Origin of the sequence: Pseudomonas libanensis (genome assembly GCF_001439685.1) — a bacterium.
Classification (GTDB): Bacteria; Pseudomonadota; Gammaproteobacteria; order Pseudomonadales; family Pseudomonadaceae; genus Aquipseudomonas; species Aquipseudomonas libanensis.
This window is the reverse complement of record NZ_JYLH01000001.1, coordinates 187,248-209,932: the sequence shown is the minus strand read 5'-3', so window position 1 is coordinate 209,932 and position 22,685 is coordinate 187,248. Positions and strand designations below refer to the sequence as shown.

Genomic DNA, 22,685 nt, shown 5'->3' with positions numbered 1-22,685 from the left:
TCAGGCGCGACGCTCGATCAATTAGAAAACGTTGATCGGGTAGTCGGCGAACAGACGGATTTCGTTACCGCCAACGTTGTACTCGCTGGCGTTGTTGGACACGCGCAACCACGAAGCGCGAGCACGCAGGCTCAGGTCTTTGGCTGGGCCGCTCTGAACGACGTATTTGAACTGGTTGAAGATTTCACGCTCAGTGCCACGGCCACGGTTGGTGCCGTCGTCGATGTTGGTGCCACGCACGTAAGCAATGTTATAGGTCAAGCCCGGCACGCCGAAGGGCGTGAAGTCCAGGCCGTAGCCCGCTTGCCAGGAGCGCTCATCTTTACCGTTGAAATCAGACCAGTAGGAGTTGGCCAGCAAGATGGTGTTGCCGCCGTCGCCGATGCCGCCAGCGTTACGGTAGCCGCCGTACAGGTAGCCGGTGTCGCCGGTGCTGCGCTGGTGGGCGATGGTGAAACTGTGCGGGCCAACGGCCCATGTGGCGCCCAGGCTCCAGATCTTGTTGTCGCGAGCGTCTTCGTCCTTTTGGTTTTCCAGGGCAAAGCTCTTGTCCAACTTGGTCTTGTAGCCGTTGAAGTCAAACGTCAGCGACTGTTGGTCTGGCAGGGCCAGCACGTAGTTCACGTTGATATATTGCTTCTTCAGCACGTCCTGCATGTCGGAAGCGTACAAGGCAGCCGACAGGCTTTCGGTGAATTTGTAGCTGCCACCGATATAGTCGATGCTTTTCAGGCGGCCGCTGTCGGTGCCTTCCATGCTCTTGCGTGCTTCTTTGGTGAAGTGACCCGCGTCCAGTTGCAGGCCGGCGATCTCTTTGGAGACGATCGAAGTACCTGTGTAGGTTTCCGACAACAGACGGGAGTTGTCGTACTGCAGCACGGGTACGGCCGGGAACTGATCACCGTACTTGAGCACGGTGTTGGAAACGCGGAACTTCACGGCAGCCCCGCCTTTGGCCAGGTCGTGTGGCGCCGAGCCCGGGTTGGGCTTGCCGTTGTCATCGATAGTGCCATTGCCCTGCTTGAAGAAGTCGATACCGCCGGCGCCAGCGCGGCCTTTACCACCGTCCAGACGAATAGCGTATTGACCGATCACATCCACACCCACACCGACGGTGCCTTGGGTGAAGCCGGACTCGAACTTGCCGATGAAACCTTGGCCCCATTCAGCTTTGTCCTGCTTGCCGTTTTTGTAGTCACGGCTGATGTAGGCGTTACGTGCGGCGATGTTCAGGTGGCTGTCTTCAACAAAACCCTTGGATTGCTCCTGGTCGTTTGCCATTGCTGTCGATGCGCTCAAAATCCCCAGAGCGATCAGACTCATCCGTTGCTTCAACATATTCTTATATTCCTTATTACGGGTTGAGTACGCGCTGTGACACCAGGCTCCGTGTTGCGTTTTTCTGGTGTCGACCGTTTTCCGCAAAAAGAAGGCCCGCGGACGACTGAACTGCCGCGGGCCTTTTTTATTGGTTTTAGTCATGGTGGTTAGCCACAGGCGTTGGGCGCAATCCTATGCGGGCATTGAACTAAGTGTCAATTTCGTGAATCGTCTGTATTTAGGCGATATTCGTCTAAGCGGCGGGCTAAAGCGCTGCGATGAAAGTCACTCAATGTGCCTGCACACCGACAAAAACACATTAAGTAACAAATCTAACAGGCAGCACCATAGGGAATAGATAACACGCGCAAATGCAAAGCATTACCATTCGCGCACTATTTCCCTGCCAGACCATTTGGATACTCACCCCCATGCTTGTCCCGCGCCTGACGCCCATTTCCCTAGGGCTCTCTTTTTTGCTGTCTGTCGGTTTTGCCAATGCGACCACGGTACTGCCTGAAACCTCGATCAACGCCGAGGCTGACGAAGACGACCCACGCATCAAGGAAACCAGCACCGCCACTCGCACCGCCACTTCCGTACGCTACGTGCCCCAGGCCATCGATTCCGTGAAGACCGAAAGCCTGCGCTCCTACGGCACCAACGACCTGGGCCAGGCGTTGAGCGGCATCCCTAACGTCACTAGCGGCGCCGACACGCGCTTCGACAGCTTGCGCATACGCGGTTTTGACGCGAGTAACGATTTCTATCTGGACGGCATCCGCGACGACAGCCAGTACGTACGCGACCTGCATAACATCGAGCGCATCGAAGTGCTCAAGGGCCCGGCTGCGGTGCTGTACGGGCGCGGCGGCCAGGGTGGGATCGTCAACCGCATCAGCAAACTGCCCACGCAGGGGCAAAAATCCAGCATCGAAGCCCAAGGCGGCAGCAATGATTTGCGCAGCCTGTATGCCGACCTGAGCACCGACCCGACTGACACCATCAGCCTGCGCCTGAACATGGGCAACCAGGACAACAATAGCTTTCGCGATGGCGTCAGCGGCAACCGCCAGTTGTTCGCACCGTCGATGAGCTGGCAGCTCACCCCTGAGCTGAACTGGCTGGTGCAATACGAATACAGCCGCTACAACCGCACGCCGGACCGCGGCATCCCCGGGGTCAACGGGCGCCCGGCCGATGTGAGCCGCAGCACCACCTATTTTGACAGCGGCGATTATATCGACGATACATCCCAGTCCCTGCGCTCCAAGCTCGCCTATGAGCTCAACGCCAACTGGCAACTGCGCCATACCCTCGGCGTGTTCAAGCTCGACAGCGATTTCGACAACACCTACCAGACCGGCTACGACCCGAAAACCAACACCGTCACCCGTCAGCACTGGCAGCAGGACCTGACCACCCGCAATGTGTTCAACAACCTTGAGCTGGAGGGTGGCTTCGACACCTTCGGCCTGGAGCACCGCCTGCTCACCGGTATTGAACTGGGCAGCCAGCGCCGTGATCCCAAGCTGTACTCCGCTACCGCCGTCAATCGAGGCGGCCAGGCCGTGCCGGGCCTGGACCTCAACCAGCCCAATCGCCACCTGAGCCACACCGGGCGCATGAGCGTTTCGAGCAACAACCACACCGAAGTCGAAAGTCGCGCCCTGTACGTTCAGGACCAACTGCGCCTGAATGACCAGTGGCAGCTCTTGGGTGGGCTGCGTTATGACCGCTTCGAAGTGGACACCACCAGCAAGCTGCTCAATACCCAGCAAAACGTGAAGAGCCACAGCACCAGCCCACGCGTCGGCCTGGTGTGGACGCCCCTGGAGCACCATTCGTTCTACGCCTCGTGGAGCAAGACCTTCACACCCGCAGGCGGCGGCCTGATCGGTATCACGCCGAATGCGGCCGGCGGCGCGAATGACCTGAGCCCGGAGCTGACCAAGCAAAAAGAAATCGGCGTGAAGAGCGACTGGCTCGACGACCGCCTGAGTACCACCCTGGCCGTGTACGAACTGGAACTCTACAACCGCCGCACCAGCGACCCGCTGGACCGCACCATTACCCTGCTCACAGGCTTGCAACGCTCACGCGGCGTGGAGCTGACCGCCACCGGCAAGATCATCGACAACTGGTACGTGCGCGGCGGCGTGGGGCTGCAGGACGCCAAGGTGGAGAAGGACAACAATGGCTTTGAAGGCAAACGCATCAGCGACGTGGCCAAGCGCAATGCCAGCCTGTTCATCACCTGGAAGTCGCAAATCGGTTGGTATGCGGAAACCGGCTTGACCCTGGTGGGTGATCGTTACGCCGACAACCTCAACACTGTGGTGCTGCCGGGCTATGGACGCTGGGACGCACTGGCCGGGTTCCGTCAGAAGGAATGGGACTTAAGGGCGGCGCTCAACAATATCGCCGACAAAAACTACTATGCCTCGGCGACCAGCGCGGCGCAGATTCAACCGGGAGAGCCGCGTAGCCTGGTCGTCACCGGTACCTACAGTTTCTAAGGCCGAATAAATGAAACCTGTGGGTGGGGCTTGCTCCCTCCCACATAAGGTCTCAGCGCGCCTTAGAGTTACACATCAGGTCACACAGCTCGCGCACTTCATCCTCCGTGAACAACCCCACCGGGTAGCGTTCACGCATCACGCTGCGCCAGTCAGGCGCTTGCCTGATCTGTCTCGAGCCGTTTGCCTTCAACCAGAGCGCCAGCGCATGGATCGCGTCGCCGTTGACCCGCGTCGGGTGGAATGGGCGCGTGTAGATAGGGTTGATATCGGCATTCATTTCAGCGCTCTCTCCTGCTGCGTGAGCGGCTAACTTACTCAAGGTTTGTGACAGAACTGTGCAGTCATCACCCTGGGCCACTGTTACGACAGCGATACAAGAGCTATGCCAATTCCCAGTGTTCATTGGCATGTCAGGTATAAAAAAGCCCGCAACCTGGCTGGGCCGCGGGCTTGCCGGGAACACCGCAATCACACCGTGCCCCGCTTGCCATCAAGGCGTTGTTACAACTGCACTCAATTTCTCTGCGGGGCTGGCTGTTGTTGAGTCAGGCAATGGATATTGCCGCCTCCCAGTAACAGTTCACGCCCCGGCACCATCACCACCTCGTGCTGGGGGAACAGGTTCTGCAGGATCTGCTTGGCTTGGCTGTCCAGCGGGTCGTCGAAACTCGGCGCGATGATGCCGCCGTTGACGATCAGGAAGTTGACGTAGGAGCCGGCCAACCGCACGGTCGGATTACGCTCTTGACTGCCGTCCACTGGGTCGACACCGGCGCACTCTTCCTCAGTGGCATACAGCGGCCCCGGGATCGGCATTTTATGCACGATGAACGAGCGGCCTTGGGCATCGGTGCTGTTTTGCAGTACATCCATGGCCGCATGGCAGCGTGCGTAGTTCGGATCTTGTGGGTCATCAGTCCAGGCCAGCAACACTTCACCCGGACGCACGTAGCAACAGAAGTTATCCACATGGCCGTCGGTTTCATCGTTGAACAGGCCATCCGGCAGCCAGATGATCTTATCCACTGCCAGGTAATCGCTGAGCACTGCCTCGATCGCTGCTCGATCAAGGTGCGGGTTGCGATTGCGATTCAACAGGCACTCTTCGGTGGTGATCAGGGTGCCTTCGCCGTCCACATGGATCGAACCGCCTTCGAGCACAAAGCCTTCAGTACGGTAGCGCGGCGCCCGTTCGATCTCGAGAATCTTGCCACCCACCTGGGCGTCACGGTTCCACGGCGAATACAGGCCGCCATCGAAACCACCCCAGGCGTTGAAATCCCAGTTCACGCCACGTACTTCGCCACTGTCGTTGATCACGAACGTCGGGCCGGTATCCCGCACCCAGGCATCGTCGCTGGACATCTCCACCAAGCGGATATTGGGCACATCCAGGCGCGCACGGGCGTTCTCGTACTGGCCGGCGGAAACTGCAACGGTCACCGGTTCAAAGCGGGCAATGGCCTTGGCCACGGCCACATGGGCTGCCTGCGCCGGCTTGCCGCCCAGGCGCCAGTTGTCAGGGCGCTCAGGCCAGATCATCCAGGTTTGGGTCTGTGGCGCCCATTCGGCAGGCATGTGGAAGCCATCGGCGCGAGGGGTGCTGTGCAGGGTGGTCATGGCGTTCAGGACTCCGAATGGGTGAAGGCCGACTTTATAACGGATAAAAATCGGCTTTAAAAGCTGCTTAACAGGATTTGCATTGATAAAAACATGAAATAGTCGATAACTATCGACAAGCGACAACTGATCCATCTGGCGTCTTTACGCCCCAGACGATGGCGGGCTGCATGCTGAGCCCAGTCGTGGCGTGGTCATCACGGCAGATTTTCAGAACAAAGCCGCCATGCGTGCTGTCCATAGTGCCGCTCGAACAGGCACGATGGGGCAACAGGGACAACAACATTGTGACGGCGTTTGTTTTTTCAGACGTCTATATCGCCATTGTTCAGGGACTTTAATCAATCCCTTATGCTCGCGGCGCTTGCGCCGGCCCGATTCACAACTCAAGCTATGCTTCTTTCGCTTAATGTCCGTCTAAGGAAAAGGCCCTCGACATGCGCATTCTCATCACCGGCGGCGCCGGATTTATTGGCTCGGCCCTGATCCGGCACTTGATTCAACACACCGAGCATGAAGTGCTCAACCTGGACAAGCTGACCTACGCCGGCAACCTTGAGTCGCTGACCAGTATCGCGTCCAGCAGCCGCTATGAGTTCGTCCAGGCCGATATCATCGACCAGGCCACCGTGAGCGCCATACTTGCGCGCTTCGAGCCTGACGCCATCATGCATTTGGCGGCTGAATCCCATGTCGACCGTTCCATTGACGGCCCGTCGGATTTTATCCAGACCAACATCGTTGGTACCTACAGCCTGTTGGAAGCCACCCGGGCCTACTGGCAGAAGCTGGCAGAACCGGCGAAAAGCGCGTTCCGTTTCCACCACATCTCCACTGACGAGGTCTACGGCGACCTGCACGGCGTGGACGACCTCTTCACCGAGACCACGCCATACGCCCCCAGCTCGCCGTACTCCGCGAGCAAGGCGGCCTCCGACCACCTGGTACGCGCCTGGCAGCGCACCTATGGCCTGCCGGTGCTGCTGACTAACTGCTCGAACAACTACGGGCCGTTCCACTTCCCCGAAAAATTGATCCCACTGGTCATCCTCAACGCCCTCGCGGGCAAGCCGCTGCCAGTGTACGGCGATGGCTTGCAGGTGCGTGACTGGCTGTTCGTCGAGGACCATGCCCGCGCGCTGCTTAAAGTGGTAACCACTGGGGTTGTGGGCGAGACCTACAACATCGGCGGCCATAACGAGCAGAAGAACATCGACGTGGTTCGTGGCATCTGCGCCCTGTTGGAAGAGCTGGCGCCGCAACGCCCAGCCGGCGTGGAAAAATTCACTGACCTGATCACCTTCGTCAAGGATCGCCCAGGCCACGACCAACGCTATGCCATCGACGCCAGCAAAATCGAACGCGAACTGGGCTGGGTCCCGGAAGAAACCTTCGAGACCGGCCTGCGCAAAACCGTGCAGTGGTACCTAGATAATCTGGAATGGTGCCGCAGGGTCCAGGACGGCAGTTATCAAGGTGAACGACTGGGCAACACTGACGCAAAGGATTTGATCGCATGATGAAGGGCATTGTATTGGCCGGCGGTTCCGGCACCCGTTTGCACCCCATTACCCTGGGCGTGTCTAAACAGTTGTTGCCGGTATATGACAAGCCGATGATCTACTACCCGATCTCGGTGCTGATGCTGGCGGGGATCAAGGACATCCTGGTGATATCCACACCAGTGGACTTGCCGCAGTACCGTAACCTGCTAGGCGACGGCAGCCAGTTCGGTGTGCGCTTCAGCTATGCGGAGCAACCTTCGCCGGATGGCCTGGCCCAGGCGTTTATCATCGGTGAAGAGTTCATTGGTGACGATCCGGTGTGCTTGATCCTGGGGGACAACATCTTCCACGGCCAGCATTTCGGCGATCAACTGCGCAACGCAGCTCAACGCCCATCGGGTGCCACGGTGTTCGGTTATTGGGTCAAAGACCCGGAGCGTTTTGGCGTGATCGACTTCGATAAAGACGGCCGTGCCCTGTCCATCGAAGAAAAACCGGCAGCGCCTAAATCCAGCTATGCCGTCACCGGCCTGTATTTCTATGACAACGACGTGATCAAGATCGCCAAGGCGGTCCAGCCTTCGCCACGCGGCGAGCTGGAGATCACCGACGTCAATAATGCTTACCTCAAGCGCGGAGACCTGCACGTCGAGCGATTCGGCCGTGGATTTGCCTGGCTCGACACCGGCACACATGACAGCCTGCTGGAAGCTTCGACTTACGTACAGACTATCGAACACCGCCAGGGCTTGAAAGTGGCCTGTCTGGAAGAGATCGCCTACGAAAATGGCTGGATAGACCGTGACTATCTGCTGGAGCGCGCCAAGTATTTTGGCAAAACCGGTTATGGTCAGTACTTGTACACTCTTGCCGGGAACCCTAAATGAATGTGAGCGCCACTGAGCTGCCCGGCGTATTGGTCATCGAGCCGAAGGTTTTTGGCGATGAGCGCGGCTTTTTCTATGAGAGTTTCAATGCCCGCGAGTTTGAAAAGGCCAGCGGACTGCACCTGCAGTTTGTGCAGGACAATCACTCGCGCTCGCAAAAAGGCGTGCTGCGGGGCCTGCACTATCAGGTAGAGCACGCCCAAGGAAAACTGGTGCGTGTGACTGCCGGTGAAGTCTTGGACGTGGCGGTGGATATCCGCCGCAGCTCTCCGCATTTCGGCAAATGGGCCAGCGTGCGCCTGTCTGCCGAAAATAACCGCCAACTTTGGATCCCACCGGGGTTTGCCCACGGCTTTGTGGTGCTCAGCGACTACGCAGAGTTTCTTTACAAGACCACGGATTACTACACACCGTCTGCTGAACGTTGCATTAGTTGGGATGACCCGGACCTCAATATCGATTGGCAACTCAATGGTCCACCGACCTTGTCCGCCAAGGATCAAAACGGCAAAAGCCTGAAAGACGCGGACTTATTCCCGTGACAACTCCCCTGAAAATCCTCATCACCGGCCAACACGGCCAAGTCTCCCAAGAGCTGCAACATCAGCTCCAGGGCCTGGGCGAGCTCATCGTCCTGGGCCGCGACCAGCTTGACCTTGCCAACGCCGACCGCATCCGCCAACAGGTACGCGCCCATCGTCCCAGCCTGATCATCAACGCGGCCGCGCACACCGCCGTCGATCTGGCCGAGAGCGAACCGGACGCAGCCTTTGCCATCAACGCTGTCGCCCCCGGCATCCTCGCCGAGGAAGCCAAGGCATTGGGCATCCCGCTGATCCACTACTCCACCGACTACGTGTTCGACGGCAGCAAACCTGCCCCTTACACCGAAAACGACACGCCAAACCCATTGGGTGTCTACGGCCAGAGCAAGCTGGCAGGCGAGCAGGCGATTGCGGCCGTGGGTGGCCAATACCTGGTACTGCGCACCAGCTGGGTGTATTCCAGCCACGGCAAGAATTTCCTGCTGACCATGCAACGCCTGCTGCAGGAAAAACCGCAGATGCGCATCGTGGCCGACCAGATCGGCGCGCCGACCTGGGCCGGGACCATCGCCGACAGCACCCGTGTGCTGATTGAGCAGTGGCAAGCGGGCAAGGCCGGGGAATGGGGTGTCTATCACCTCACCGCCCAGGGCGAAACCTCGTGGTTCGGCTTCGCCGAGGCCATTGGCGCGCAACTGCGGGCCGAAGGCCGAGCCTGTGCCGAACTGGAGCCGATCCCTTCCAGCGCCTACCCGACCCCCGCCAAGCGCCCGCTGAACTCGCGCCTGGACTGCACGCGGCTGCAGCAGCAATGGCAGGTCAGCCAGCCGCAGTGGCAGGACGCATTGCAAGAGTGTCTTGCACAGCAGCACTAGGCATAATGCGCCTGTACCCACAGGCGCGATCCCCATGACTCCACCCCTTGCGCGAAGACCCCGCTGGCGCAGCCTTGCCCTGCTGGCATTATGCCTGGCGCCGCTGTTGTGGCCCCTGGAGCACCTGGCCGAGCGCTATTACCGCAGCGAACTGGCCGGGCAGAACCGTCAGACCCTCGACCTCTACGTCGCCAACCTGCTGGGCACCCTGCACCGCTACGAAGTGCTGCCGCAGATCCTCGGTGACTTGCCGGCCCTGCGCACCGCGCTGGACGCGCCCCAGGTCAGCACCCACCTGGTCAACGCCAACCTGCTGCTCAAGGACGTCGCTACCCAGGCCGGGGTGGAAGTGATGTATTTGATGGATACCACCGGCAAGACCCTGGCCGCGTCCAACTGGGACAAACAAGACAGTTTTGTCGGGCGTAATTTTTCCTTTCGTCCGTATTTCAGCGAGGCCATGGCCGGGCGCCTGGGGCGCTTTTTCGGCCTGGGCACCACCTCGGCCAAGCGCGGCTACTTCTTTGCCGCCGCGGTACGTGATGGCGACACTATCATCGGTGTGCTGGTGGTGAAGGTCGACCTGGACCACACCGAGAGCCTGTGGGGCAAGACCCCGGAACAACTGCTGGTCACCGACCACAACGGCGTGGTGATCCTCACCTCACGCCCGCAATGGCGGTTCCGCGCCACGCGGCCACTGACCACCGAAGAACGCCAGGCCATCATTGCCATCCAGCCCTACCCGACTCGCGACCCGCAACCGCTGAGCCTGAGCAGCAGCGCCTGGCTGCGCCAATCCACGGCCATCGCCGAGACCGGCTGGAACGTGGAAATCCTTGCACCGCGCTCGCTGATCAACCGCCCGGTGCGCACAGTGATGGCCGTCGGGGGTGCCACGCTATTGGTGCTGATGCTGTTGCTGGGCTTGATCATGCAGCGCCGCCGGCATTACCTGGAACGCATCGCCTTCGAAGCCAAGGCCCGCCGCGAGTTGGAAATGCGCGTGGCCGAGCGTACCAGCGACCTGGAAGGCCTGAACCGGCGCCTGAAACAGGAAGTGCTGGAACGTGAGCACGCCCAGCAGGAACTGGTACGCGCCCAGGATGACCTGGTGCAGGCCGGCAAACTCTCGGCACTGGGGACCATGTCGGCGAGCATCAGCCATGAACTGAACCAACCACTGGCGGCGATTCGCAGCTATGCCGAAAACGCCGAAATCCTGCTCGACCACGAGCGCACCAACGATGCCCGCGGCAACCTCAAGCTGATCAGCGAGTTGACCGGGCGCATGGCCTCGATCATCGCCCACCTGCGCGCCTTCGCCCGCCGTGACCGCCATGCACCGGAGAGCGTGGCCCTGCAACCGGCGCTGGACGACGCCCTGGCGTTGCTGGCCAAGCGGCGGCGCTCGATGGAAGTGGAGCTGATCCGCGACCTGCCGGAGGCAACCCTGTGGGTACAGGCCGGTGAAACCCGCTTGCGCCAAGTGCTGGGCAACCTGTTGGCCAATGCCCTCGACGCCCTCACCGAAAAAGGCCCGCCGCGCAAACTCTGGCTGAGTGCCGAAACCACTGCACAGGGCGTCAACCTGTACATTCGCGACAATGGCCCGGGCTTTTGCATGGAAGCCCTGGGCCGCGCCAGCGAGCCGTTCTACACCACCAAGACACGCACCCAGGGCCTGGGCTTGGGCCTGGCGATCTGCGACACCCTGATGCGTGCCTTTGGCGGCGAACTGCTGTTCGCCAACCACAAGGAAGGCGGCGCGCTGTTAACCTTGAAATTGCGTGCCGGCTCGCCGGGCGTCAGTCTGCAACCGTCCGAGGACCGCAGTGTATGAGTATCGATAACCAGATTCAGGTGGTGTTGATCGACGACGATCCCCACCTGCGTCAGGCCTTGTGCCAGACCCTGGACCTGGCCGGGCTGAAAGTCCTGCCCCTGGGCGAAGCCAGCGGCCTCACCGCACGCCTGTCCCGCGACTGGCCGGGGGTGGTGGTCAGCGATATCCGCATGCCTGGCATGGATGGCCTGGAACTGCTGGCCGAACTGCACGGCCAGGACCCGGACCTGCCGGTGCTGCTGATCACCGGCCACGGCGACGTGCCGCTGGCGGTGCAAGCCATGCGTGCCGGCGCTTACGACTTCCTGGAAAAACCCTTCGCCAGTGACGCCCTGCTCGACAGCGTACGCCGCGCCCTGGCCCTGCGCCGCCTGGTGCTGGACAACCGCAGCCTGCGCCTGGCCCTCAGTGATCGCCAGCAACTGAGCACACGCCTGGTGGGGCACTCGCCGCAAATGTTGCGCCTGCGTGAGCAAATTGGGGCTCTGGCCGCGACCAAGGCCGATGTCTTGATCTTGGGCGAAACCGGGGCGGGCAAGGAGGTCGTCGCCCGTGCATTGCATGACCTGTCGAGCCGCCGCAGCGGCCCGTTTGTGGCGATCAATGCCGGAGCGCTGGCCGAATCGGTGGTGGAAAGCGAACTGTTCGGCCATGAGCCGGGCGCGTTTACCGGCGCGCAGAAACGCCGCATCGGCAAGTTCGAGTTCGCCAATGGCGGCACGCTGTTCCTCGATGAAATCGAAAGCATGAGCCTGGATGTACAAGTCAAGTTGCTCCGCCTGTTGCAGGAGCGCGTGGTGGAGCGCCTGGGGGGCAATCAGCTGATCCCGCTGGATATCCGCATTATCGCCGCCACCAAGGAAGACCTGCGCCAGGCCGCCGACCAGGGCCGTTTCCGGGCTGACTTGTATTACCGCCTCAATGTCGCGCCGCTACGCATTCCGCCCCTGCGCGAACGTGGCGAAGATGCGCTGATGTTGTTCCAGCACTTCGCCGACGAGGCCAGCAGCCGCCATGGCCTGCCCCTGCATGAGCTGCAACCGGGCCAGCGCGCGCTATTGCTGCGCCACAGCTGGCCCGGCAATGTGCGCGAACTGCAAAACGCTGCGGAGCGTTTCGCTCTGGGCCTGGAGTTGGCGCTGGATAACACCCAGGACAACCCGGCAGCTGGCGTGCTGACCTCCACCCCCGGCGGCCTGAGCGAGCAGGTCGAGCAGTTCGAGAAGAGCCTGATCGCCGCCGAACTGACCCGCCCCCACAGTTCCGTGCGCAGCCTCGCCGAAGCCCTGGGCGTGCCGCGCAAGACGTTGCACGACAAACTGCGCAAGCACGGCCTGAACTTCGCCGACAGCGCCAACCACAGCGCTGACGACGAGTGACAACCGCAACCTGCCAAGAGGCCTACATGAGCCGCGACAGCCGTTATCTGGAATCCATTCTGCACCACGATATCCCCCTTACCCGGGAGATGGGTCTGAAGGTGCTCGACTGGCAGCACGACCAACTGCATCTGCATTTACCCTTGCAAGCCAACATCAACCACAAGAGCACCATGTTTGGCGGCAGCCTTTATTGCGGCGCCGTGCTCGCGGGTTGGGGTTGGCTGCACCTGAAATTGCGCGAAGAAGGGATTGAAGACGGGCATATCGTGATTCAGGAAGGGCAGATCAGTTATCCACTGCCGGTGACGCAGGATGCGACAGCCATTTGCGCAGCGCCGGAAGAGAAGGTGTGGAAGCGTTTTTTGGCAACGTACAAGCGTTATGGGCGGGCGCGGTTGGTGCTGGAGACATGGATTGTGAATGCAGGCAGCGCAGAGAGGGCAGTAACCTTTACCGGCCAGTACGTCCTGCACCGCTAAAAATGTGGGAGGGGCAAGCCCCCTCCCACATTTTGAACGGCTGTGGCCTTAGGACCTTGCCAGGGTCAATAGGCGTTCGCGCCATGCAGCCTTCGCGGGCAGCGCTAAAAAGAATGGGTTCAACAATGATTCCCGTGCCGGGTAGCTGAACGGCTGACCATTCAACTCCAACACCTCGCCCCCTGCCCCTTCCAGCACCCCCTGGGCCGCCGCAGTATCCCACTGTGACGTCGGCGCCAGGCGCGGATAGCAATCGGCGCTGCCCTCGGCCAACAGGCAGAACTTCAACGAGCTGCCAATATTCGCCAGTTTCAGCTCACCCAACCCTTCGCTCAAACCATCCAGCAGGCGCTCTTGCTCCGCGCTGGTATGGCGACGGCTGGCCACCACGGTAAACGCTTCGCCCGCAGCCGGGGTCTGGCGTACTTGAATCTGCTTGGGCGCGGCATTTACATCCGAACGCCAAGCCCCAAGGCCCGCGCCGCCGAAATAGCAACGGCCAGTGGTTGGCATTGATACCACGCCGAATACCACCCGACCCTGTTCGATCAGGGCAATATTGACGGTGAATTCTTCGCTGCCAGAAATGAATTCCTTGGTGCCATCCAGCGGATCCACCAACCACCAACGCTGCCAGCCGGCTCGCACGCTTTGATCGATATCGGCATCCTCTTCGGACAGTACCGGAATGCTCGGATCCAGAGCAGTAAGACCAGCGAGAATCAGATGATGGGCGGCCAGATCGGCAGCCGTTACCGGCGAATCATCCGCTTTTGAAGTCACGGCGACATCGGCGCGCCAGTACGGCAGGATGGCTTCACCGGCCTGGCGTGCCAGTTCAATGACAGGGGCGATAAACGGGTGGCCTAAAAACAGTTCGCTCATGCGTTGAACGCTCCACGCTGGGTCAACAGGTCTCTTACCAAGTACAGTGCAGCCAAGGCGCGGCCTTCGCTGAATTGCTCGTTTTGCGCAAGCGCCGACAACTCACGCAGGTTGACCCGCTCCACGCGCATCGGTTCAGGCTCATCGCCTTCAAGGCGTTCTTCGTACAGATCGGTGGCCAGCACCACCTGAATTTTCTGGCTCATATAACCAGGCGACAACGACAGTTCGGTGATGTGCTCCAGCTGCCGTGCGCCGTAACCGGCTTCTTCCTTGAGTTCGCGATCCGCCGCCGCCAACACATCCTCGCCCGGCTCGATCAAACCTTTGGGCAAGGACAGTTCATACTCGTCGGTGCCACCGCAGTACTCTTCCACCAGCAGCGCATGATCCTCATCGATCATCGCCACGATCATCACCGCGCCGTAGCCCGTGCCCCGACCCACCAGACGCTCGTAGGTCCGTTCAACGCCATTGGAAAAGCGCAATTGCACTTCCTCCACGCGGAACAAACGGCTACTGGCGACTATTTCGCGGGCGAGGACAGTGGGTTTCTGGCGCATAAGCGGCTCCTTGGCGTGATCGGGTTACTATACCGTGGCTTTTCCGATTGTCTGTGTCGGATATCTTTACTTACATGAGAACGCACCATGCCCTCTTTGCCCTGGCACGCCATCGACACCGTCCTGCTGGACATGGACGGCACCTTGCTCGACCTGCATTACGACAACCATTTCTGGATGGAGCACTTGCCCCAGCGTTACGCCGAACTGCACGGCGTGAGCCAGGCCATGGCCGAAATGGAGCTGCAACCGCTGTTTGAGCGTAACGCCGGACAGTTGCAATGGTATTGCCTGGATTTCTGGAGCGCCGAGCTCAAGATCCCTGTGCGCGAACTCAAGTTGGAAACCGCCCACCTGATCGCCCTGCGCCCGGATGCCGATACGTTCCTGGCGGCGATCAAACAGGCCGGCAAGCGCGTGATCATGATCACCAACGCTCATCGTGATTCGCTGTCATTGAAGCTGGAACGCATTGAACTGGCGCCGTATTTCGAGCGTTTGATCAGCTCTCACGACTACGGTTTTCCCAAGGAAAACCCGCAATTCTGGGAAGCCTTGCAAGCCGACATCCGTTTCGATCCGGCCCGTAGCCTGTTTATCGATGACACCTTGCCGATACTGCGCAGCGCCCGGGATTTCGGCGTGGGGCACTTGCTGGCGGTGAAAGAGCCAGATAGCAAAAAAGGACAAAAGGACACGGCAGAGTTTGCAGCAGTAGAAGGTTACCGCGATCTCATTGCCGGGCTCTGATCAAATGTGAGAGGGGGCTTGCCTCCTCCCACATTTTGTTCTGCGTATTAATCAGGAATGCGCAGTGTCTGGCCTGGGTAGATCTTGTCCGGGTGCGACAACAGTGGTTTGTTAGCCTGGAAAATCTTGTCGTACTTATTCGCGTCGCCATAGACCGTTTTAGAGATTGCGCTAAGAGTGTCACCGCTCTTCACAACAACAAAGCGTGAAGCCACCACTACTGGGCCGGTGACAGTGATCTGATCATCCACGCTTGCCACACCGGCAATGTTACCCAACGCCAACAGGATCTTCTCTTTCTCTTCCTGCGTGGCCACTTCACCAGTCACCGTGACCTTGTCGCCCTCCACCGTGGTCTGCACGTTTGGATTACCCAGGCCCACCTTGCTCACATGATCCTTCAACTGCTCACTGGCGTTCGCATTACCCGGCGTCAACAGATCGATCAACTTCTCGCCGGCTTCCTTAACAAAGCTTAATAGACTCATGGTGCGCTCTCCTTGGGGTTTATGTATCAGATGCCCAAGACTAGACCAGTCCTGCCGACTTGGGTTCCTGACTGGCAAAAGACTAAAAAGTATCCCAATCACCCGTGCTTGGAATAAGCGCAACGAAAGAGCGTGTGAACCTTGATCGACGCCATCTATCAATAGATCAATACTGGCGATTAGACGCGACCCTTTGTCGCGCCTAGTCTAAACACTGATCAATCCGCCGGTGGTACTGCCCCATGAACGCCAAGCACCCAACCTGCGCGGCGCCCGCACTCGAAACGACCGCGCCCGTCGCCAGCCAGAGCTATCAATATTGCAATCTTGGACACACAGAAATCGCCAGTACTGCACTGGCCGAAGAGGTGGCGTTGGCGATTGCCTATAACGATATCAGCCAGGCGGTGATGCTGGTGACGCCCACGGACCTGGAAGACTTCATTGTCGGCTTCAGCCTCGGCAGCGGCATTATCACCGACGTCAGCGACATCTATGACCTGAAAATCAGCGGCTCCGGCTCTGCCCAATATGCTCAGGTGCAGATTTCCAGCCGTGCATTCTGGAACCTCAAGCAGCAGCGCCGCCAATTGGCGGGTACCAGCGGTTGCGGCCTGTGCGGAGTAGAAGCGGTTGAACAGGCACTGCCAGACCTGCAAGTGCTGCCCGGCGCGCCCTTGCCGCCCGCCGAATGGCTCGATGGCCTGCGCCAGCGCATCAGTGCATTCCAGCCTCTGGGCCAGTACAGCGGCGCAGTGCATGCGGCGGTGTTTATGAACAATCAGGGCGAATTGCTGGTGGGTCGCGAGGACATCGGCCGGCATAACGCCCTGGATAAATTGATCGGCGCCTTGATCCGCGCACACATCCCGACCAACGGTGGCCTGGCCATTGTCACCAGTCGCTGCAGTCTCGAACTGATCCAGAAAGTCCTGCGCGCCGGCATCCAGACCCTGGTCAGCCTGTCCTCGCCTACTGGCTTGGCCCTTCAATGGGCGCGCCGGCACAACCTCAATCTCATCCACCTGCCGCAGAAAAGCGCGCCGCGGGTCTACAGCCCAGCGATGGAGTTCCTGCCATGAGCCTTCACCACCAAGCCGACCAAACCCCAACCCCGCGCTACAAGCCTTATAAAGGCCCGGCTGGCGGCTGGGGCGCGCTGATCAGCGTGGCGCAAGCCTGGTTGACCAGTGACAATGCGCTGAAAAACATCCGCATGATGCTCAAGACCAACCAGAACGGCGGTTTCGATTGCCCGGGCTGCGCCTGGGGTGACTCGCCGGAAAGCGGCATGGTCAAGTTCTGCGAAAACGGCGCCAAGGCGGTCAACTGGGAAGCCACCAAGCGCCGCGTCGATGCGGCGTTCTTCGCCAAGCACAGCGTCACCGCATTGTTGGAGCAAAGCGACTATTGGCTGGAATACCAAGGCCGCCTGACCGAGCCGATGCGCTATGACGCTGCGACCGACCGCTACATGCCCATCAGTTGGGAAGCGGCCTTCGACCTGATCGGCAAGCACCTCAACGCACTGCCCAGCCCGAACATGGCCGAGTTCTACACCTCGGGCCGCGCCAGCAACGAAGCCGCCTACCTGTACCAGTTGTTTGTACGCGCATACGGCACCAACAATTTCCCGGACTGCTCGAACATGTGCCACGAGGCCAGCGGCGTAGCCCTGGCCCAGAGTGTGGGCGTGGGCAAAGGCACCGTGACCTTTGACGACTTCGAACATGCCGACGCTATTTTCGTCTGGGGCCAGAACCCCGGCACCAACCACCCGCGCATGCTTGAACCGCTACGCGAAGCGGTGAAACGCGGCGCCCAGGTGGTGTGTATCAACCCACTGAAAGAGCGCGGTCTGGAACGCTTCCAGCATCCGCAACATCCGCTGGAAATGCTCACCAACGGTGACAAGCCAACCAATACCGCCTACTTCCGCCCCGCATTGGGCGGCGACATGGCCATCCTGCGTGGCATGGCCAAGTTCCTTCTACTGTGGGAACGCGAGGCTCTGGCCGAAGGCAAGGAAGCGGTTTTCGACCATGACTTCCTCAACGAGCACACCACCAGCGTACTGGAGTATCTGGGCCAGATTGACGACACCTCATGGGAAGAAATCGTCGAGCAATCCGGCCTGGCCTTGGTTGAGATCGAGCAAGCGGCGCGCATGTACGCCAAAGGCAAGAACGTGATCATGTGCTGGGCGATGGGTATCACCCAGCACCGCCACTCGGTACCGACCATCCAGGAAATCGCCAACCTGATGCTGTTGCGCGGCAATATTGGCCGCCCAGGCGCCGGCCTGTGCCCTGTGCGGGGCCACAGTAATGTGCAGGGCGATCGCACCATGGGCATCAACGAACGCCCACCGGTAGCCTTCCTTGACGCGCTGGAGCGTCGCTTCCAGTTCCAGGTGCCACGCGACAGCGGCCACAACGTGGTGGAAGCGATTCACGCCATGCTCGAAGGCCGCTCCAAAGTGTTTATCGGCCTGGGCGGCAACTTTGCCCAAGCCACGCCAGACAGCCTGCGCACCTTCGAAGCGTTGCGCAATTGCGACCTGACCGTACAGATCAGCACCAAGCTCAACCGCAGCCACCTGATGCACGGTAAAGACGCGCTGATCCTGCCGTGCCTGGGACGTACCGATATCGACATCCAGGCCGACGGCCCGCAAGCGGTGACGGTGGAGGACTCGTTCAGCATGGTCCATGGCTCCAATGGCCAACTGCCGCCGCTGTCGGCGCAGATGAAGTCCGAACCGGCGATCCTGGCCGGGATTGCCGCCGCCACCTTGGGCAGCAAACCGGTGGACTGGAATTGGCTGGTGGCCGATTACGGGCGCATTCGCGACCTGATTGCCGACACCATCCCGGGCTTCAAGGACTTCAACGAGCGCATCAAGCACCCAGGGGGGTTCTACCTTGGCAACTCGGCCGGTGCACGCCGCTGGAATACACCATCGGGCCGCGCCAACTTCCGCCCGAACATCCTGCCCAAGGACCTGATCCACGAACGCACCCATGCCACGGGCCGGGTGCCGGACCTGATCATGCAGTCGATGCGCTCCCACGATCAGTACAACACCACAATCTACGGCCTGGACGACCGTTACCGCGGGGTCAAGGGCCAGCGTGACGTGCTGTTCGTCAACGAAGCCGACATCATCCGCCTGGGCTTCAAGCCAGGGCAGAAGGCTGACATCGTGTCGTTGTGGGAGGATGGCCGTGAGCGCCGTGTGAAGGGCTTTACCTTGCTGGCGTTTGATATTCCGGCGGGGCAGGCAGCGGCGTACTACCCGGAGGTGAATCCACTGGTGCCGCTGGAAAGCACTGGCGAGGGCAGCCACACGCCGACGTCAAAGTTCGTCGCGATTCGCCTGGAGGCGGCGAGTGATACTGGGTTGATCATGGCGCGCTCGGCCTGACTTGATCCGAAATGTGTGTTGCTTGAACTACCGCTTTCGCGGGCAAGCCCGCTCCCACACTGGAATGGGTTCACAATTGAGACTGTGTGAACCGATCTAATGTGGGAGCGGGCTTGCCCGCGAAGAGGCCAGCACAAGCACCCCACATTCGGCAGACAAAAAAAAAGGCCGCTTTTGCATAAAAGCGGCCGTTCCGAAGTAGCTAAAGACCTGCAAAAACAACTTAAGTTCCCGATAAAAAACAGTAACTTAGCAAATTGTATACAACCTCTGCCGCCGGTCGGATTTCGATTGTCAGCGTCTCGATACAACCTCAGGATCGCGCCGTCATCCCCTTGAGGTTTCCCTGAATGAAGTTTTCCTCGATTCTCTTGTTGTCCCTTGGCCTGGTCAGTGGCGCAGCCATGGCCGGTGGCACCACCGAAGCCGGTGTAGGCGGCGCATTGGGCGGGGTTCTAGGTTCTGTTGTCGGCCAACAGTTGGGCGGCAACACCGGCTCGACCATTGGCGCAGCCCTGGGCGGCGCGGGCGGCAGTGCGGTCGGTGCCGACAAGCGCAGCCGAGGCGAAGCCGCCATTGGCGGCGCATTGGGCGCAGCCGGCGGCAACGTCGTGGGCCGCAGTGTCGGCGGCAGCACCGGTGCACTGATCGGCTCAGCGGCCGGCGGGGGTGCAGGTGGTGCACTGGGCAACTACATGGGCAACGAAAGCGATCGCGACGACCGCCGTTATCGCGACCGTGACCGTGACGACCGTCGCTACTACCGCGATGGCCACCCTGGCCGCGGCCATGCCTATGGGCATCGCAAGAACAAGCACCGTTATCGCGACTGATAAATACGCGCTCTGACGAGCACATCCGATGTGGGAGCCGGGCCTGCCCGCGATAGCAGTGAATCAGGTTTAGACGTACTGCCTGATACTGCGCCATCGCGGGCAAGCCCGGCTCCCACATTTGGTCTGGGTTGTTTGTAGGTGCCTCAAACCACCAAGCGCTGCATCGCTTCGCGCAACATCCCCGGAATCGGCACTGGCTGGTTCGAGGCTCGGTCCACAAACACATGGACGAAGCGCCCCGCCGCACACGCCTCCTGTTCCCCCGCCTTGAACACCGCCAGCTCATACTGCACCGAACTGTTACCCAGCTTGCCCACTCGCAGGCCGATTTCAATGCGCTCGGGAAAGGCAATCGACGCAAAATAATCGCACGCCGAACTCACCACGAATCCCACCACCTCACCGTCGTGAATATCCAGCCCGCCCTGTTCGATCAGGTAGGTATTCACTGCCGTATCGAAGAAGCCGTAGTAGGTGACGTTGTTCACATGGCCGTAGGCATCGTTGTCGTGCCAGCGCGTGGTAATCGGCTGGAAGTAGCGGTAATCGGCGCGCAGGGGCGTTGAGTCAGGCATCGGCAAGTCTCGTCAAAGTAGATCCAATTGAGCGTGGGCCCAGTCGCGCACCTCAGCGTAGGGGTAGTCTTCCAGCGCAGCAAAACCGGGAATGCCCCGCGCCTTCAACTTGGTAAACAACGGTACGCTGATACCGCCGAGAAACCGCGTCAGCCGCTCGGCACCGGGTAGCTCGCCAGTGTGCTCATGATGCCTGTGGATAAAATCGCCGCACAGCCCCATGAAGCTTTTATCCACAAGTGGCGGCAGGCTTGGCGGTGGCGGCAGATGGGCGACATGGCCGTGGCACACCGAACAATGTCCACAACGCTGGGGAGCGTTCTCATCGCCGAAGTACTGCGCCAGGCGTTGCCCCAGGCAGTGTTCGGTGGCGAACAGGTCGAGCATGGCGTGAATCCGCGCTACCTCCGTCACTTCGTGCTGCTTGAAGCCTGTGTATAACTCGGCGCTCAACACCCGTGGATCGAAATCGGTGTCGAGAAAACTGTAGACCTCGGTCATCTGCTTGCTTTCCAGCTCGATCAGGCCCTGTTCCTGGAAGTAATCCAGCGCCTTTACCACCCGGCTGCGCTCGGCATTGTGCTGTTGATACAGCGCGTCGAAATCCACCGTTGCCCAGGTTTTCGCACGCTTGCACACCAGGATGATCGCCGCGACAAACTGCTGCCGCTCACCGGAAAACCGTGCGAGCAGGGCGTCGGGCTCGACCAGGTATTTGAAACGGTATTCGGCATAAAACGCGTAGCGCGGTGCAATCACGCCCTTGAGCTCCAATTGCACCAGCAGCGTCTTGAGCGGCAGCTCGCGAATATTGCTGTGATCGGACAGCGACCTGAGCAGGAACTCCCACTGGCCTTCGCTGCGTGCGGCTTGCAATTCCTCAAGGACGCGGCCAATGCCCTCTTGCTCCGGCGTGTCGCCGTAGACGAAATTTTCCAGCACATTGAGGCTGTCGCGATTGGCCAACACCAGGCAATCCGACGGCTGCCCGTCACGCCCCGCACGGCCGATTTCCTGGCTGTAGTTCTCGATGGACTTTGGCAGGTCGAAGTGCACCACATTGCGGATATCGCTTTTATCGATGCCCATGCCGAACGCGATGGTTGCGACGATGCAATTGGAACGCCCACCCATGAAACGCAGCTGGATGCCCTCGCGTTTATCGTGGGGCAACCCCGCGTGGTAAGCCTCGGCCTGAATGCCGTGGCGGTTCAGATGCTCGGCAATCTGCTCGGCGGTTTTTTGCAAAGTGACATAGACGATGCTCGGTTGGTTGGCCCGTTCCTTCATCCATTCAACCAACCTGCGGCGCTTGTGCTGGCCGCTGACCGGTTCCACCAGCAGGTTGAGGTTGGGCCGATAGAAGCCGGTAGTCACCACATCCCCGGGGGCAATCGCGAACTTGGCCTGCATGTCGGCGATTACCTTGGGTGTGGCCGTCGCGGTCAGCAGCAAAGCTTGCGGGATATTGAACTGGCGCTGGTAGTCCGGCAGCTTCAAATAGTCCGGGCGGAAGTTGTGGCCCCACTCGGAGATGCAGTGCGCCTCGTCCACCACCAGCAGCGAGATCTGCACGCTGTGCAAAAAGTTACGGAAGCGCTCGTTCTTCAAGCGTTCCACGGAAATCATCAGGATTTTCAGCTCGCCCGAACGCGCACGAGCCATGACATCATTGGCGTCATCGCGGCTCTGGGCCGAATCGATACTGCCAGCCGAAATACCGTGGCGCTGCAGGAAACCCAACTGGTCCTGCATCAGTGCCAGCAAGGGCGACACCACCAGCGTCAGGTGTGGCAGCAGCACCGCCGACAGCTGATAACACAGGGACTTGCCCGACCCCGTAGGGAAAATGGCCGCAGCGGAACGCCCAGCCAGGACGGCGCTGACCGTTTCTTCCTGGCCCAAGCGAAACTGTGGATAACCGAAGACCTGCCGGAGGGTGTCGTGCATAAGGCTGTCACTCCATTGACCGCTGGGTTGGCTCCAAAACATAGCCTGGGAACCTCAGCGAATCGAGAAAGGTCACAAGAAAAAAAGAGACAGAATGATACACAGGGCGAGGGATGGCCCTGGGCCGAAGTGGGACTTTTCCTAGAAAATAGCAGGAAGCGGCAGAATCGAATGTAGGGCGTGGCCTTGCCCGCGCTCCCGTGTTCGGGTTGTTGGTGGTTTTTTAACCT

General features: G+C 60.1%; 20 protein-coding genes. 12 read left to right on the top strand and 8 right to left on the bottom strand.

Annotated elements, in window-relative coordinates:
- Positions 1-21: 21 nt before the first annotated feature.
- Positions 22-1,338 carry an OprD family porin gene (locus tag TU73_RS00870; RefSeq protein WP_057010570.1) on the bottom strand — a complete coding sequence of 439 codons (1,317 nt, stop codon included), beginning with the start codon at positions 1,336-1,338 and terminating at the stop codon, positions 22-24.
- A gap of 413 nt (positions 1,339-1,751) precedes the next feature.
- On the opposite strand from TU73_RS00870, the gene TU73_RS00865 reads away from it, so the two are divergent.
- Positions 1,752-3,839 (top strand): TonB-dependent receptor, encoded by a 2,088-nt coding sequence (locus TU73_RS00865; protein ID WP_057010569.1) that lies wholly within the window; start codon positions 1,752-1,754, stop codon positions 3,837-3,839.
- Between the two features lie 52 nt (positions 3,840-3,891).
- Here TU73_RS00865 and TU73_RS00860 read toward each other — a convergent pair whose 3' ends face one another.
- Positions 3,892-4,119 (bottom strand): hypothetical protein, encoded by a 228-nt coding sequence (locus tag TU73_RS00860; RefSeq protein ID WP_057010568.1) that lies wholly within the window; start codon positions 4,117-4,119, stop codon positions 3,892-3,894.
- Positions 4,120-4,355: 236 nt separating this feature from the next.
- Positions 4,356-5,462, bottom strand: a complete 1,107-nt coding sequence (gene aguA / locus TU73_RS00855) for an agmatine deiminase (protein WP_057010567.1) — start codon at positions 5,460-5,462, stop codon at positions 4,356-4,358.
- Between the two features lie 437 nt (positions 5,463-5,899).
- Here aguA and rfbB point away from each other — a divergent pair, with 437 nt between their 5' ends.
- The 7 genes from rfbB to TU73_RS00820 are packed head-to-tail and all read left to right on the top strand — an operon-like array spanning position 5,900 to position 12,981.
- A complete protein-coding gene (gene rfbB / locus TU73_RS00850; RefSeq protein ID WP_057010566.1) occupies positions 5,900-6,982 on the top strand; it encodes a dTDP-glucose 4,6-dehydratase in 1,083 nt (360 codons plus the stop codon).
- On the top strand, positions 6,979-7,854 hold the full coding sequence (gene rfbA / locus TU73_RS00845) for a glucose-1-phosphate thymidylyltransferase RfbA (protein ID WP_057010565.1): 876 nt from the start codon (positions 6,979-6,981) through the stop codon (positions 7,852-7,854). Before rfbB ends, rfbA begins: the two co-directional genes overlap by 4 nt.
- Entirely contained in the window at positions 7,851-8,396 is a 546-nt protein-coding gene (rfbC, locus tag TU73_RS00840) for a dTDP-4-dehydrorhamnose 3,5-epimerase (protein WP_057010564.1), read from the top strand. Before rfbA ends, rfbC begins: the two co-directional genes overlap by 4 nt.
- Positions 8,393-9,274 (top strand): dTDP-4-dehydrorhamnose reductase, encoded by an 882-nt coding sequence (gene rfbD, locus TU73_RS00835; protein ID WP_057010563.1) that lies wholly within the window; start codon positions 8,393-8,395, stop codon positions 9,272-9,274. The genes rfbC and rfbD overlap by 4 nt, the downstream gene beginning before the upstream one ends.
- A gap of 34 nt (positions 9,275-9,308) precedes the next feature.
- Positions 9,309-11,117 (top strand): sensor histidine kinase, encoded by a 1,809-nt coding sequence (locus TU73_RS00830; RefSeq protein ID WP_057010562.1) that lies wholly within the window; start codon positions 9,309-9,311, stop codon positions 11,115-11,117.
- Positions 11,114-12,499 carry a sigma-54-dependent transcriptional regulator gene (locus TU73_RS00825; RefSeq protein WP_057010561.1) on the top strand — a complete coding sequence of 462 codons (1,386 nt, stop codon included), beginning with the start codon at positions 11,114-11,116 and terminating at the stop codon, positions 12,497-12,499. The genes TU73_RS00830 and TU73_RS00825 overlap by 4 nt, the downstream gene beginning before the upstream one ends.
- A 26-nt stretch (positions 12,500-12,525) precedes the next feature.
- Entirely contained in the window at positions 12,526-12,981 is a 456-nt protein-coding gene (locus TU73_RS00820) for a thioesterase domain-containing protein (protein ID WP_057010560.1), read from the top strand.
- A gap of 48 nt (positions 12,982-13,029) precedes the next feature.
- Here the strand turns inward: TU73_RS00820 and cysQ are convergent, their stop codons facing one another.
- Positions 13,030-13,866, bottom strand: a complete 837-nt coding sequence (gene cysQ / locus TU73_RS00815; RefSeq protein WP_043047368.1) for a 3'(2'),5'-bisphosphate nucleotidase CysQ — start codon at positions 13,864-13,866, stop codon at positions 13,030-13,032.
- On the bottom strand, positions 13,863-14,429 hold the full coding sequence (gene nudE, locus TU73_RS00810; RefSeq protein WP_043047369.1) for an ADP compounds hydrolase NudE: 567 nt from the start codon (positions 14,427-14,429) through the stop codon (positions 13,863-13,865). The genes cysQ and nudE overlap by 4 nt, the downstream gene beginning before the upstream one ends.
- Before the next feature lie 87 nt (positions 14,430-14,516).
- On the opposite strand from nudE, the gene yrfG reads away from it, so the two are divergent.
- Positions 14,517-15,179, top strand: coding sequence for a GMP/IMP nucleotidase (gene yrfG, locus TU73_RS00805; protein ID WP_057010559.1), 663 nt, complete (start codon positions 14,517-14,519; stop codon positions 15,177-15,179).
- Between the two features lie 47 nt (positions 15,180-15,226).
- On the opposite strand, the gene lysM is transcribed toward yrfG, so the two are convergent.
- The gene (lysM, locus tag TU73_RS00800) at positions 15,227-15,667 is read right to left on the bottom strand and encodes a peptidoglycan-binding protein LysM (protein ID WP_057010558.1); all 441 of its coding nucleotides are present in this window, start codon (positions 15,665-15,667) and stop codon (positions 15,227-15,229) included.
- 242 nt (positions 15,668-15,909) lie between these two features.
- Between lysM and fdhD the strand changes: the two genes are divergently transcribed.
- The 3 genes from fdhD (at position 15,910) to TU73_RS00785 (ending at position 19,927) form a co-directional block, all read left to right on the top strand.
- Positions 15,910-16,749 (top strand): formate dehydrogenase accessory sulfurtransferase FdhD, encoded by an 840-nt coding sequence (gene fdhD / locus TU73_RS00795; protein ID WP_057010557.1) that lies wholly within the window; start codon positions 15,910-15,912, stop codon positions 16,747-16,749.
- Positions 16,746-19,094 (top strand): FdhF/YdeP family oxidoreductase, encoded by a 2,349-nt coding sequence (locus TU73_RS00790; protein ID WP_057010556.1) that lies wholly within the window; start codon positions 16,746-16,748, stop codon positions 19,092-19,094. The genes fdhD and TU73_RS00790 overlap by 4 nt, the downstream gene beginning before the upstream one ends.
- 350 nt (positions 19,095-19,444) lie before the next feature.
- The gene (locus TU73_RS00785) at positions 19,445-19,927 is read left to right on the top strand and encodes a glycine zipper domain-containing protein (RefSeq protein ID WP_057010555.1); all 483 of its coding nucleotides are present in this window, start codon (positions 19,445-19,447) and stop codon (positions 19,925-19,927) included.
- A 146-nt stretch (positions 19,928-20,073) separates the two neighbouring features.
- Here the strand turns inward: TU73_RS00785 and TU73_RS00780 are convergent, their stop codons facing one another.
- A complete protein-coding gene (locus tag TU73_RS00780) occupies positions 20,074-20,505 on the bottom strand; it encodes an acyl-CoA thioesterase (RefSeq protein ID WP_057010554.1) in 432 nt (143 codons plus the stop codon).
- 12 nt (positions 20,506-20,517) lie between these two features.
- Positions 20,518-22,455, bottom strand: coding sequence for a RecQ family ATP-dependent DNA helicase (locus TU73_RS00775; RefSeq protein WP_057010553.1), 1,938 nt, complete (start codon positions 22,453-22,455; stop codon positions 20,518-20,520).
- Positions 22,456-22,685: the final 230 nt, after the last annotated feature.

Excerpts from the sequence above, each read along its gene's own strand:
- rfbA (WP_057010565.1), top strand. The coding sequence starts at position 6,979 with ATGATGAAGGGCATTGTATTGGCCGGCGGTTCCGGCACCCGTTTGCAC.
- TU73_RS00870 (WP_057010570.1), bottom strand. The coding sequence starts at position 1,338 with ATGTTGAAGCAACGGATGAGTCTGATCGCTCTGGGGATTTTGAGCGCA.
- lysM (WP_057010558.1), bottom strand. The coding sequence starts at position 15,667 with ATGAGTCTATTAAGCTTTGTTAAGGAAGCCGGCGAGAAGTTGATCGAT.
- cysQ (WP_043047368.1), bottom strand. The coding sequence starts at position 13,866 with ATGAGCGAACTGTTTTTAGGCCACCCGTTTATCGCCCCTGTCATTGAA.
- TU73_RS00780 (WP_057010554.1), bottom strand. The coding sequence starts at position 20,505 with ATGCCTGACTCAACGCCCCTGCGCGCCGATTACCGCTACTTCCAGCCG.
- TU73_RS00775 (WP_057010553.1), bottom strand. The coding sequence starts at position 22,455 with ATGCACGACACCCTCCGGCAGGTCTTCGGTTATCCACAGTTTCGCTTG.
- TU73_RS00790 (WP_057010556.1), top strand. The coding sequence starts at position 16,746 with ATGAGCCTTCACCACCAAGCCGACCAAACCCCAACCCCGCGCTACAAG.
- TU73_RS00860 (WP_057010568.1), bottom strand. The coding sequence starts at position 4,119 with ATGAATGCCGATATCAACCCTATCTACACGCGCCCATTCCACCCGACG.
- TU73_RS00865 (WP_057010569.1), top strand. The coding sequence starts at position 1,752 with ATGCTTGTCCCGCGCCTGACGCCCATTTCCCTAGGGCTCTCTTTTTTG.
- yrfG (WP_057010559.1), top strand. The coding sequence starts at position 14,517 with ATGCCCTCTTTGCCCTGGCACGCCATCGACACCGTCCTGCTGGACATG.
- TU73_RS00825 (WP_057010561.1), top strand. The coding sequence starts at position 11,114 with ATGAGTATCGATAACCAGATTCAGGTGGTGTTGATCGACGACGATCCC.
- fdhD (WP_057010557.1), top strand. The coding sequence starts at position 15,910 with ATGAACGCCAAGCACCCAACCTGCGCGGCGCCCGCACTCGAAACGACC.
- rfbC (WP_057010564.1), top strand. The coding sequence starts at position 7,851 with ATGAATGTGAGCGCCACTGAGCTGCCCGGCGTATTGGTCATCGAGCCG.
- TU73_RS00785 (WP_057010555.1), top strand. The coding sequence starts at position 19,445 with ATGAAGTTTTCCTCGATTCTCTTGTTGTCCCTTGGCCTGGTCAGTGGC.
- nudE (WP_043047369.1), bottom strand. The coding sequence starts at position 14,429 with ATGCGCCAGAAACCCACTGTCCTCGCCCGCGAAATAGTCGCCAGTAGC.
- TU73_RS00820 (WP_057010560.1), top strand. The coding sequence starts at position 12,526 with ATGAGCCGCGACAGCCGTTATCTGGAATCCATTCTGCACCACGATATC.
- aguA (WP_057010567.1), bottom strand. The coding sequence starts at position 5,462 with ATGACCACCCTGCACAGCACCCCTCGCGCCGATGGCTTCCACATGCCT.
- rfbB (WP_057010566.1), top strand. The coding sequence starts at position 5,900 with ATGCGCATTCTCATCACCGGCGGCGCCGGATTTATTGGCTCGGCCCTG.
- TU73_RS00830 (WP_057010562.1), top strand. The coding sequence starts at position 9,309 with ATGACTCCACCCCTTGCGCGAAGACCCCGCTGGCGCAGCCTTGCCCTG.